We start from the raw sequence: 12,227 nt of genomic DNA on the forward strand, positions 1-12,227 counted from the left end.
GGCGCCAATCTCATGCGCAGAAATGCTCACCCGTGATTTTCCAAACAGGCTCTGAAATCTGGTCGGGCGCAGGACGCTCTGGCGGTGGATCGGCGTCGTCTGAGGCTCGCGACAGCAACGGATTGCGCTGCAATTCGTCGTCTACGAGCGCGGTCAGTTCCTGACTCGTCGCGTGTAGAATACGGATGGCCAGTCGCAATTGCGTCGACATGACCAGATTGTGTGTTTGTCGAAGATGAAGCCCGGGGACCTGCGCCATGCGGTCAGTTTAGAGAGAGAAACTTTCTCCAAGGTACACGCGGCGCACGTCTTCGTTCGCGACGATCTCTTCCGGCACGCCCTGCATCAGCACCTGACCGCCATGCATGATGTAGGCCCTGTCGATGACTTCCAGCGTTTCACGGACGTTGTGGTCGGTGATCAGCACGCCAATTTCGCGGTCTTTCAGGTGCGACACAAGATCACGAATTTCGCCTACCGCGATGGGATCGATGCCCGCCAGCGGTTCGTCGAGAAGGATGTAATGCGGCTGGCTCGCCAATGCGCGCGCAATTTCAAGCCGTCGTCGTTCGCCGCCGGAAAGAGCGAGGGATGGGGAGCGGCGCAGGTGCGAGATGCCGAACTCCGCCAGCAACCCGTCCAGCATCGCGTCGCGGCGATCAGGATCCGGCTCCACGACCTCTAGAGCCGCCATGATATTCTGTTCGACGTTAAGGCCCCGGAAGATGCTGGCTTCCTGCGGCAGGTAGCCAATGCCAAGGCGTGCGCGGCGATACATTGGCAGGCGGGTGATGTCAGCGCCGTCGAGTGTGATGGCACCAGTGTCAGGCTGCACCAGTCCGACGATCATGTAGAAGCTGGTCGTCTTGCCCGCGCCGTTCGGGCCGAGCAGTCCGACGGCCTCTCCCCGATGCACTTCGATGGAGACGTTTTTCACCACTTCGCGTTTTTTATACGATTTGCCGATGCCGTCCGCGAAAAGTCCATGCGTGCGGTCTCCGCGCGCATTCAGGGGGGAGGGGTGGCCGGAAAACGGCTCCTCGATGGCCTGTGTCTGTTCAGTGGTCATCAATGGCCGCCGCCGCCGTTATTGTTGTTGGGTACGACCAGTCCGTTCACGCGCGCGCCGGGACGTTCCGTCATGGTCGCAATTCCGGTGTGCATGTTGATGATCGCCGCCGAGCCCTGAAGCTGGTTCTGGCCGCGAGTGATATGCACGTTGCCGACGATGCGTGCGATGCCCGTGTCCGGCACGTAGACGCCGCGATCGCCAACGACGATTTCAGTCGGGGTGCGGACCCAGACATGGCCGAAGGCGTTGACCTTCTCAAGCTTGCCTGAGCCGTTGGCGATTGGGTCGCCCCCGGCTTTCGGCGCAGGCGTCGCCGCGGCTGGAGACGCAGTGTTGTCGGGAGGGGCGCTGTAGCCGACCAGCACGTCGGCCCGCACCTGCTTGCCTTCGTTGGTCGTCACGATGGCGTCGCCGCGTCCGATGGAGATTCGCGGTTGCGAATAGTACTCCATCGAATCGCGCGCCGTCAGGACGTCTTGCGGCGTGGTGATCTTCATGGCCTTGCCGTGCATCACCAGAACGGCCTGATCGATGTCGTAGACGGCCTTGTCGCCCCATCCCTGATCGGTGGCGGTGAAGATGTGCACATGCCCGATGGCTTCGAGGCGGTAGATTTCGTTCGCCCCGGAGCTATCCATCCCTCCGGTCGGACCATTCCCCGATGCGGTCGGCGCCGTTCCCGGAGGCGCCGCCGCCACGGGCGCGGTTGGCGGCGTGACCACGGTCGGCGCGCTGCCGGGCGTTGAGGCGGCCGATCCCGACGAGGGAGCGCCTGACGCGGGGATCGTGCCCTTCGCATCCGCCGCGCCGGGCTGGGCGGCTTTCTTGCGGTAATAGGCGATCAGCTTGTCCGCCGTGACGGTGACGTCCCCGCGAACAGCCTGCGCCTGATCGTAGGCCGTGACTTTCTGTGCGTTCTGGTCCCAGTCGAAGCCGCCGAGCGCGGTGACCGTGATCTGGCCGCCGTGCGAGAGGTCGATAGCCTGCGCGCGCGCCTGCGGCGCAAGCGCGGTCAGGGTCACGAAACCAGTAATGACGCTGGCGACGGCGCCAAACGCAGCGCCTGCCGGTCGGAATACGCTCGCAACAGAAAGTGGCGCGAGGTCGGGAAATCTATGGGGCGCCATTCAACTCGCCTTGCCGTGGCTGGGACTGCGGTCGTCGTTCAGTATCAGGCGGCCCGGCCCGCGGAACTGAGCCACGCCGTCATGTTGCGACAGCCAATACGACTTCGCGTCGAGGACGCCAAACGGTCCCTCGACGCGGACCCACGTGTTGGAGGCGACGACGCCGGCACGCATATCAATGTCCGCCGTCGGTCCTCTCATCATCAATCCGTCGTCGCGGTACAGCCTTACCTCCCCGGTGAGAGCGAGCGTCTGCTCTTTCTGCATATATACTCCGGTCTCGGATTGCAGATAGAGCCATGCGCCGCTTTGCGTGATCGTATCGGCCGTGGGTTCAACAAGATCAATGCGGTCGTCGTCGACCTGATGTGCGGTTACGGCGGTTATCATGTAGGGTCGTCCATGCGTGTCGACGCTACGATAGACCGCTCCGGCCAGATTGCCGCTCTCGAGGCGCAACCGCGTCGCTTCAGTCAGCGCCGAGCGGCTGGCGTTCATCAGTCTCTGAATTTCCGGCCACACGGCGATAGAACTGAGCAGCAGCAGCGCCGTCGCAGGCAGCACCCATTTCGCCCACCGAACCATCGCCTGGCGACGCGCGATTTCGGCGCCCGACGGCGCCTTGCGCGCGGCGACGGAGGCAGCCTGCATTGCAGCGCGTTGCTGACGAACGTCTTCACCCGAACGGTTGAAATCGTGACGTTCAAGCCGAGCGGAATCGTCCTGGGGTGGTTTATCGCCCGTCATGCGACGCCCGCCCGCAACAGGTCATGCACATGCACGACGCCGACGGCCTGACGCTCCGGCGTGAGCACGAACAGCGACGTGATTGGCTTGTCGCGTTCGTTCATCAGACGCAACGCCTCGGCGGCGAGAATGTCCGGCGCCACTGTCAGCGGCGCGCGGTTCATCACTGCACCGGAAAGCGTGGCGTTCAGATCACGATCGAGCGCGCCGCGAAGATCGCCATCGGTGATAATTCCGGAGAGCTGACCGTCTTCCCCAACGACGCCGACGCATCCGAGGGCCTTGCGGGTCATCTCCACGATCGCGTCACGCAGCGATGCTTCCGGGGTGACGAAGGGCAGGGCGTTTCCTGTCCGCATCAACTCCCTGACCGTGCGCAGGCGCGCGCCGAGTCTGCCTCCGGGATGAAACACTCCGAAATCGCCCGCCGTGAAGCCGCGTCGTTCCATCAGGGCGATGGCCAGTGCGTCGCCCAGAGAGAGCTGCATCAGACTGCTGGTGGTTGGCGCCAGACCGACGGGGCAGGCTTCAGGCACCGCCGGGAGCTGAAGGACATGGTCTGCGGCGCGGCCAAGGCTTGATTCCGGGCGCGCGGTCACCGCTATCAGTGGCAGTCCGAAACGCAGACTATGCGCCACCATGTCAGCCAGTTCGGCCGATTCGCCGGAATTGGAGAGAATCAGCACCGCATCACCTCGCGCCAGCATCCCGAGATCGCCGTGGGAGGCTTCCACCGGGTGGACGAACAGGGCAGGGGTGCCGGTGGAACTGAGGGTCGCCTGAATCTTGCGTCCAATATGACCGGATTTGCCGATGCCGGTGACGACGACCCGTCCCTCCAGCGAGGCGATGACTTCAACGACTCTGGAAAACTGTCCACCCAGCCCGCTGCCGTCGAACATAGCCTCGGCGAGCGCATTGAGCCCGACCGTCTCCTTTTCGATAACATCGCGCGCGACTGCCGCCGCCGATCGTCGCGAATCGTCCGGCGAGCACAAGGCCTTGTCGGTGATGTCGGGGAGGGGGGACCCGGAGGGGGCGGGGTGCGTCATGTCCGGCTTCTATCATCCCGCACGGGCGTGCGGTCAATCATGCCGTCACGCGTGGACGCGCAGGAATCAGCTTCTGTGAGAGAAGATGTCCGGTTCTTCATACCCGAGAATGTCGAGCCGCGCGCGCGCCGGGAGGAAATCGTAGCAGGCCTGCGCCAGTTCGCGTCTGTTTTCGCGCACCAGAAGAGCCTCCAGTTTTCCCCACAGAGCGTGGAGATACAGGACGTCGGACGCTGCGTAGGCGAGTTGCTCCGGCGTCAGAGACGGAGCTCCCCAGTCCGAGCTTTGTTGCTGCTTGCTCAGATCCACACCGAGAAGGTCACGACACAGGGCCGCAAGCCCATGGCGATCCGTGAACGTGCGCACCAGACGCGCGGCAATTTTCGTGCAGGCGACAGGCGCCACGGTCACGCCGAACGTGTGCTGAAGCACGGCGACGTCGAAGCGCGCAAAATGCATCAGTTTGAGCACGTCGGGGTCGGCGAGCAGGCGCTTCAGATTGGGGCAGTCAGCAGGTTTTCCGCCGGGCGCGTCGGGACGGATCTGCACGAGGTGCGCCGTGCCGTCGCCAGACGACAACTGCACTAGGCAGAGGCGATCGCGGTGGGGATTGAGGCCCATCGTCTCCGTGTCGATTGCGACAACGGGGCCGAGATCCAGGCCGTCGGGCAGATCGTCATGATGAAGGGTGATGGCGCCATCGGAGGATGTGTGCCGACCGTTCATGACTCGCCTTGCTTTGAGAAAGAAAGAGTGGTGCCCAGAAGAAGACTCGAACTTCCACGACCTTGCGGCCACAGGTACCTGAAACCTGCGCGTCTACCAATTCCGCCATCTGGGCAAGATGACAACCGGCGAACCGGGTGTGGAAAGGGCGTTTAAACGGGGCTCGCCCCCCGGTCAAGGGGGCTTTCGCAGCCTTTGTGACGTTTCTTTTTCAACAGCCGGATTTGTGGTTGCATTGGTGGATCACTTCGATCGGAAAAAAGACACATGCGTCACATGCGGCTTCTCGCCTCCACGTTGCTTTGCGGAGCGGCGCTCCTGCTCGCGCCCGAATCCGGGCGCGCCGAAGCGCCGTTCTCCTTTGCCGCGACGCCGGGGCAGTTGCCGAAAACCGTGACGCCCCGGGCTTACGACATCGCGCTTGTCACCGACATGGCCAAGCTTACTCTCTCGGGAGAGGAGCGCGTCACGCTGGACGTGCTGACGCCGACCGACACGCTGGTGATGAATCAGGCGGGGCTGACCGTCGGCGCGGCGAACGCAGACGGACTTGCGGGCTCCATCAGTCACGATGAAAAAGCCCAGACCGTAACGCTACGTTTTCCGCACAAGCTTACGAGGGGCGCGCATCGTCTCACGTTGTCCTACTCTGGTCCGATCATAGCGACGCCGAACGGCCTTTATTACGACGACTACAAGGATGCGACCGGCGCGCAGAAGCGCATGCTGGTGACGCAGTTCGAAGTAGCCGACGCCCGCCGGATGTTTCCCTGCTGGGATGAACCGGTTTTCAAGTCGACGTTTCATCTGACGGTCACTCTGCCGAAAGCCTGGACACCGATCAGCAACATGCCCGTCGAAAAGACGGAAGCGGCAGGCCCCGACGCGCAACGCGTGACGTTCGCAGTCACGCCGCGCATGTCCACCTACCTCCTTGCGCTGCTCGCGGGTGAGATGTCCGCGCTGCATGGAAAAGGCGGCGATACGCCGATCAACGTGTTCGCGCCGACGGGGGAGGAGGCGCAGGGCGCCTACGCTCTTTCGGCGGCGTCTGAAATTCTTCCTTATTACAATAATTATTTCGGAACGTCGTATCCGCTTCCGAAGCTCGACCTTATCGCCGTCCCGGGTAATTACGAGGCGGGCGCCATGGAGAACTGGGGCGCCATCACATTCATCGATGAGGACCTTCTCTTCGACCGCGCGCACAGCGCGCCGAGTACTAAGGAACTGGTCTATCTCGTGGTCGCGCACGAGATGGCGCATCAGTGGTCCGGCGATCTCGTCACCATGGCGTGGTGGGACAATGTGTGGCTGAACGAAGGTTTCGCGACATGGATGGAAACGAAGGCGCTCGATCATTTCAATCCCGGTTGGGAAGTCTGGCCGCGCGAGCACTCCGGCCGTGAAAGCGCGATGGCGCAGGATGCGCTTTCGACCACGCATCCGATCCAGCAGGTAATTGCGGACGCCCGGGATGCGGATCAGGCGTTCGACCGCATAAGTTACCAAAAAGGCGAGCAGGTCATTCGCATGATCGAGACCTGGCTCGGTCCTGACATATTCCGCGACGGCATGCGTAGTTACATGAAAGCGCATGCTTACAGCAACGCCACCAGCGCCGATCTGTGGAATGCGCTTTCCGGCGTATCGAAGCAGAACGTCGGCGCCGTCGCCAAAACATTTACGGAGCAGCCGGGAGTTCCTCTTGTGCATGTCGCGAGGCGGTGCGTCGGTGGCGAAACGGAACTGGAGCTGACGCAGAGCCGCTTCGCCATTCACGATCCGCGGGCCGCCGCGTTGAAGTGGCGCATTCCCGTCGTCATCGGGGGGCCGGGAGTTACGACGCAGAAAATCTTGCTGACGAGTTCACCCGCCACGGTGCGTGTCGCAGGTTGCGACAGCGCGGTGAAGGTGAACCTCGGCGAAGGCGGTTATTACCGCACGGTTTATGACGACGCGGGATATGCTGCCCTGCGAACCGCCTTTGCGCGTCTCGATATGACGGACCGGGTCAATCTGCTCGGCGACCAGTTCGCGCTGTTTCAGTCGGCTCAGCAGCCGCTCTCGCATTATCTCGACCTGGTCGCGCGGCTTTCCGATGAAGGTGAGACCAGCATCGCTGTATGGCAGGACACGCTGTCGCATCTGCGACAGCTGGATGACCTGGAGCGCGGCGCTCCAGAGCGCCCGGCGTTTCGCGCCTTCGTCCGTTCACTGCTCGCGCCCCAACTCGTGCGTTTGGGGTGGACGCCGAAGCCGGGCGAGAGCTTCCTGAACTCCATGCTTCGGCCGGAGCTTATCGAGATGCTGGGTCTGCTCGGCGATCCCGAGGTGACGGCGGAGGCGCAGAAGCGTTTTGCCGCGTGGCGCAAAGATCCATCCTCACTCGACGCCAGCCTTGTAGAGCCGGTGACGCAGATCGCAGCGCTCCACGCCGACGCCACCACATGGGACGTGCTTGCCGATGCGCTCCGCAAGGCGCCGGATACGGAGCGGAAACGGCGTTTTTTCGCGGCTCTTGCGAGGTCGCAGGATCCGGCGCTTATCAAAAAGACCTTCAATCTGGCCTATAGCGGCGCAATTCCGAATGGACGGATCGTTCGTTCTCTCGCCGTGTTGGCGAGCAACAGCGAAGCGCCGGATATGGTCTGGAATCTGACGCAGGCCGATCAGTCCGCGATCCGCAAGCGTCTGACTCCATGGTCGCAGACCGAGTTGCTGCCTTCGGTCGCCTCGGCGTCGCGGAGCGCCAAGGTATCCAATGAAATGCTGGCTGATCCTGCCAGCAGCGAGTCAGCAGGAGCCAAGCTCGCCGCGGCCCGTGGCGCGGAGCAGATCGCGGCGTCGGCGGAGTTGGCGGACCGCACCAGAGCGGCCGTCGCGGAATGGCTGACGACGCGTGGCGGCGCGAAGTGAGGCGACGCCGTCTTTTCCGTTTCCATGACTTTTCCTGTAAACGGCAGGGTATGTTCATGCGTGGCGTCGTGTGTGGGGCCGTGGTGACCGCAGCAGCTTTGGGGGGGTGTTCCCCGGAGACGACGAATGCGCCGCCAGCGAACTGGGTGGCGTCTCTGCACGGGACGTGGCGTATCGATATCAGCAGCGAGGATCCCGACTTCACGCAGGAGCTTGCCCGAAAATTACGGAACGCACTGGAAATGCGCCTCGTCTCCGCCGGGCTTACGGCGCAGGAAGGTGGGGCTGTCGACCGCGTCCTGACCGTCAATCTGACAAAAGTTGCCATCGCCGAAGAGGTTGATTACGTCACAATCGGGTCTCCGACGACGCGCGATGTGCTGGATGCGAAAGAAACCGTGCAGATGAAGACGGCCGACGGGTTCAGTTCGGTTCAGGCGTTTTCTGTAGGAGCCAAATCACCGCATAGCTACTTCAATAACGAAGCGTCGCTGAACGATACAATCTCGCTGCTGGCGCGCCGCAGTGTCGCTGCTCTTCATTCGGAGAAATAGCGAGGCGGAAGAGCTATTTCTGGCCGCATGGCGTTACCGCCCATGCAGGACATGTTGCGAAATGCGCGAAGGACATCGCTCGCGCTTGCGCGGAGTACGCGGGATCGGGAAATCGCCGCGCCGTAGTTCTTCAGTGTGGTTTGGTTTTCATGCGTTGCGGCGCAGATGATTCCGGTGAGATTACGGGAGGTTCACCTTTTCCTGCGTGACGAGGCGTGATGCGGTTCCACACGTCCAGCGCCGCACTTTTGTAAGCTTCCGCGAACGTCGGATAATTGAAGGTGGCTTCGATGAAATACTCAAAGCTGCCGCCGAAGTTGAGCACGGCCTGACCGATATGGATCAACTCGGTCGCCGCTTCGCCGACGATGTGCACGCCCAGAAGCTTGTGCGTCTCCAGGCATACGATGATTTTAAGAAACCCTTGGGTTTCGGCCATAATCTGGCCGCGCGACGTCTCCCGGAAACGCGCGACGCCGGCCTCGTAGGGGATTTTCTTCTTTCGCGCTTCCTCCTCCGTGATGCCGACGATTGATATCTCGGGCACGGAGTAAATCCCGTAAGGGAAAAATTTAGGCGCAGGCGGCACCGGTTGCTCGCACGCGTGACAGGCGGCGATCCGGCCCTGCTCCATGGACGTCGAGGCGAGCGCCGGAAACCCGATGACGTCCCCCGTGGCGTAAATATTAGGCGTTTTGGTTTGAAAAGTTATCGGATCGACCTCCAGCCGCCCTCGCTCGTCGGCTTCCAGTCCTGCGGCTGCGAGGTTGAGATCACCCGTCGCACCCTGACGTCCGCCGGTGTAGAGCAGGAGGTCCGAGCGGACTCGTCGACCGTCTTCCAGAATGGCGACGGGTTGCCCGGCTTCGATCACGATGGATTCCAGCGCACCGCCGAGGCGAAAATTGACGCTCTGGTCGCGAAGTTGGTGGATGAAGTCGTCGACGATCTCCCGATCGATAAAGTCCAGAATATGCTCGCGCTGGTCGATGATCGTGACGCGGACATCAAGCGCGCTGAAGATCGTGGCGTATTCGATGCCGATGACGCCGGCCCCGACCACGGTGAGAGAGCGGGGAATGCGATCAAGATTGACCATGCCGTCGCTGTCGATCACACGTGTCCCGTCGAAGGGAATGTTGTGCGGGCGATGGGGAGCGGAGCCAACGGCGACGACAATCGCTTTTCCGCGTGCGCGGCGTGAGCCGCCTGCCGGATTTTCGATTTCGATCGTATGCGCGTCGACGAATCTTGCTGATCCGTATTCGACGGAGACCCCATTTCTTAGAAACTGGTGTTCGAGCACCTCGACTTCGTCGTCGAGCGTCTTGCCAAGCCGCATGTTGAGGTCTTGCGCGTCGATGTTCTGTTTGACGCGGTAGTTCATTCCGTAAATCCCGCGCTCCCGCCAGCCTGTCAGGTTGAGCACGGTCTCGCGGAGTGTCTTCGACGGAATGGTGCCGGTGTGGACGGACACGCCGCCGACCTTGCCCCGGCGATCCACAACAAGGACGGAGCGGCCGAACTTCGACGCCTGAACGGCGGCGCGACGGCCGGACGGCCCGCTGCCGATGACGATCAGGTCATAATCATAATGTTTCGTCACCCACTTCCTCCGGTTCAGTCTTCGCGTCCAAGCACAGACGCGCCCGCTCAAAGGCAGTTCCACCCGCTCAGGAACAGTTGACGGCGCTATCCATCCAGCGACTGTAACTCATAGAGACGCCGGTAGAGCCCTCCCTCGCGCCGGATCAACGCTTCATGGGAGCCGTCTTCACGGATTTCTCCATGTTCGAACACCAAAATCCGATCGAGACCGACGACTGTCGCCAGACGATGGGCGATCACGATCACCGTTCGGTCCAGCATCAGCCGCTCGATCGCGTCCTGCACCAGAGCCTCGGACTCCGAATCAAGACTGGCGGTGGCTTCATCAAGGATGAGAATTCGCGCGTCGGCGAGGAACGCCCGCGCGATGGCCACGCGCTGGCGCTCGCCGCCCGACAGCTTTACGCCGCGCTCACCGACCAGAGTGTCGTATCCTTGCGGCAGGCGCGAGATGAAGCCCGACGCGTTCGCCAGCTCTGCGGCGCGCTCGATCTCCGACTGAGTTGCGCCAGGGCGGGCGTAGGCAATGTTTTCAGCCAGAGAGCGGTGAAACAGGATCGGCTCCTGCTGCACAATCGCGATTTGCGAACGCAACGACGATTGTTGAACGGAGGCGATATCCACGCCGTCGATCAGAATGCGTCCGCCGTCGATATCGTAAAGCCTTTGCAGCAGTTTGGTGAAGCTGGATTTTCCGGACCCCGAAGGGCCGACCAGCCCGACGCGGCCACCCGCCGGGATCGTGACGTCGAGGTCTTTGAACAGAGGTCTGTCCAGACCCTGATACCGGAAGAGAACATGGTCGAACCGGATCTCGCCCCGCGAGATGGCGATGCGCCCGGCTCCCTGCCTGTCCCTGACGGCGGGCGGCTGATCCCAGATCGCAACCAGTTCTTCCATTTCATTCACTGAGCGCTGAACGACGGAAACCTGTTGCCCGATATCGCGCAGATAACCCTGCACAAGAAAGATCATGGTCAGGACATAGGCCACGTCGCCGGGCCCGGCTGCGCCTTTCCACCAGAGCCACACCGCCGCGGAGGCGAGCGTCAGCCGCATGGCGGTGACGGCCAGATTCTGCGCGTTGCCGCTATTCGTGCCGCGAACCCACGAACGGGCGGTGCGCAGGCGCCATATGGCCAGCGTTCGTCCAAGGCGCCGCTCTTCCCGTGCTTCGGCGCCAAACGCCTTGACCAGCGGGTTACAGGTAATCGCGTCGGCCAACGCGGCGCCCACTCGGCTGTCCCAGCGGTTCGCCTTCCGTGCGTGCGGGGCGACATAGCGTAGCGTCAGGGCGCAGGAGAGCGCGACGAAAGCTATCGACATTCCAGCCAGAAGCGCGCCCATCAACGGCCAACGCCAGCCGAGCACCAGCGTCGTGCCGGTCAACACTAGCATCTCCGGCAGCAGCATCAGCAGCAGATTGTCGTTCAGCGTATCCAAAGCCCACATTCCGCGCGTCAGCTTACGGACCGTGGACCCGGCGAACGTGTTGGCGTGCCAGTCCGTGGAGAATTTCTGCAGGCGGGCAAAGCTCTCCTGCGCGACGTCGCGCATGATGTTGATCGACAGGTGAGTGATGCCCAGAAAGGACGCACGCCTGCCAGACACGCTGACCAGACCGAGCAGGCCGAGCGCGCCCAGCATCCACATCGCGTCGCCGCGAGCCGCCAGAGCGGCCGCGTTTGCCACCGTATCTCCGGCCGCTGGAGGCGGGTGCGCCACGTCCTCCACGAGCCGACCTGCGACGAGCGGTGTGGCCACATCAGACAGCGTGGCGACGGCCATGCCGGACAGCGTGGTCGTCAGGTATCGCGGCCAGCGCGTCCACTGGCGGATCGCGAAGCTCAGGGCTGCGACGAACGGGCTGCGTTCGGACGCCGCCGCTAAAGACGCGCCATCGGCTTCGTCTTCGGATGCATCGCCGTGCGTCGAGTGGACGCCTGCGGGGTGCGCTCCGCACATTGCGGCGCTCTCCGACGAGGCCTCTGCTGGGGCGACATGTGCGTGGTGGGAGGGGAGGCCATTCTGCTCCGCAGTCTCGTCGATTGCCGAGGCGGTGGGCGATTGAGGTGATGAGTTCATGCGGAGCCCACTCTAGCCAGTCGCGCAGTGTCCAGCCAAGCGCGTTGTCGAGTTTCGGTGCGTATGATTACTGTAGCGGATGCGACGCGGACGCACGTAAGTTGTGAACGGCTGACTGATAAAATCAAACTTTCGGTTGATTGCTTCATGTTTAATTAATTGTTTTAATTTATATTTTTTCAGAGATATATTTTCATGTTGACGTGTTTGTTGTGGATTTTGAGTAAAAAATTAAGTGTATGGTATGAATTTTGGATTTGTATTTGAGAAATTCTGGATAAGAAGGCTCAAGGCTCAAGGCTCAAGGCTCAAGGCTCAAGGCTCAAGGCTCAAGGCT

At 62.1% G+C, this 12,227-nt stretch carries 10 protein-coding genes and 1 tRNA gene; 2 read left to right on the plus strand and 9 right to left on the minus strand.

Features of this window, described 5'->3' with window-relative positions:
• Positions 1-10: 10 nt before the first annotated feature.
• From J2D73_RS19760 to J2D73_RS19790, 7 genes are all read right to left on the minus strand, one after another.
• The gene (locus tag J2D73_RS19760; RefSeq protein WP_207884108.1) at positions 11-259 is read right to left on the minus strand and encodes a hypothetical protein; all 249 of its coding nucleotides are present in this window, start codon (positions 257-259) and stop codon (positions 11-13) included.
• A 9-nt stretch (positions 260-268) separates the two neighbouring features.
• Complete coding sequence (gene lptB, locus J2D73_RS19765) at positions 269-1,069, minus strand: LPS export ABC transporter ATP-binding protein (protein WP_243430123.1); 801 nt, start codon at positions 1,067-1,069, stop codon at positions 269-271.
• A complete protein-coding gene (locus J2D73_RS19770; RefSeq protein WP_207884109.1) occupies positions 1,069-2,199 on the minus strand; it encodes an LptA/OstA family protein in 1,131 nt (376 codons plus the stop codon). The genes lptB and J2D73_RS19770 overlap by 1 nt, the downstream gene beginning before the upstream one ends.
• Positions 2,200-2,946, minus strand: a complete 747-nt coding sequence (gene lptC, locus J2D73_RS19775) for an LPS export ABC transporter periplasmic protein LptC (RefSeq protein ID WP_207884110.1) — start codon at positions 2,944-2,946, stop codon at positions 2,200-2,202.
• On the minus strand, positions 2,943-3,998 hold the full coding sequence (locus tag J2D73_RS19780; protein WP_207884111.1) for a KpsF/GutQ family sugar-phosphate isomerase: 1,056 nt from the start codon (positions 3,996-3,998) through the stop codon (positions 2,943-2,945). The genes lptC and J2D73_RS19780 overlap by 4 nt, the downstream gene beginning before the upstream one ends.
• 66 nt (positions 3,999-4,064) lie before the next feature.
• Entirely contained in the window at positions 4,065-4,724 is a 660-nt protein-coding gene (locus J2D73_RS19785; protein ID WP_026396730.1) for a ribonuclease D, read from the minus strand.
• 28 nt (positions 4,725-4,752) lie between these two features.
• Positions 4,753-4,839, minus strand: a tRNA-Leu gene (locus J2D73_RS19790).
• 152 nt (positions 4,840-4,991) lie between these two features.
• Here J2D73_RS19790 and J2D73_RS19795 point away from each other — a divergent pair.
• Together J2D73_RS19795 and J2D73_RS19800 are read left to right on the plus strand one after the other, a co-directional pair.
• Positions 4,992-7,643, plus strand: coding sequence for a M1 family metallopeptidase (locus J2D73_RS19795; protein ID WP_207884112.1), 2,652 nt, complete (start codon positions 4,992-4,994; stop codon positions 7,641-7,643).
• Positions 7,644-7,699: 56 nt separating this feature from the next.
• Positions 7,700-8,197 (plus strand): hypothetical protein, encoded by a 498-nt coding sequence (locus tag J2D73_RS19800; protein ID WP_207884114.1) that lies wholly within the window; start codon positions 7,700-7,702, stop codon positions 8,195-8,197.
• Between the two features lie 130 nt (positions 8,198-8,327).
• On the opposite strand, the gene sthA is transcribed toward J2D73_RS19800, so the two are convergent.
• Complete coding sequence (gene sthA, locus J2D73_RS19805; protein ID WP_207884115.1) at positions 8,328-9,803, minus strand: Si-specific NAD(P)(+) transhydrogenase; 1,476 nt, start codon at positions 9,801-9,803, stop codon at positions 8,328-8,330.
• A gap of 86 nt (positions 9,804-9,889) precedes the next feature.
• Complete coding sequence (locus tag J2D73_RS19810) at positions 9,890-11,770, minus strand: ABC transporter ATP-binding protein (RefSeq protein ID WP_207884117.1); 1,881 nt, start codon at positions 11,768-11,770, stop codon at positions 9,890-9,892.
• Between the last annotated feature and the right edge of the window lie 457 nt (positions 11,771-12,227).

It is taken from the genome of Acetobacter sacchari (assembly GCF_017377715.1).
In the GTDB taxonomy this organism is placed as follows: domain Bacteria; phylum Pseudomonadota; class Alphaproteobacteria; order Acetobacterales; family Acetobacteraceae; genus Acetobacter; species Acetobacter sacchari.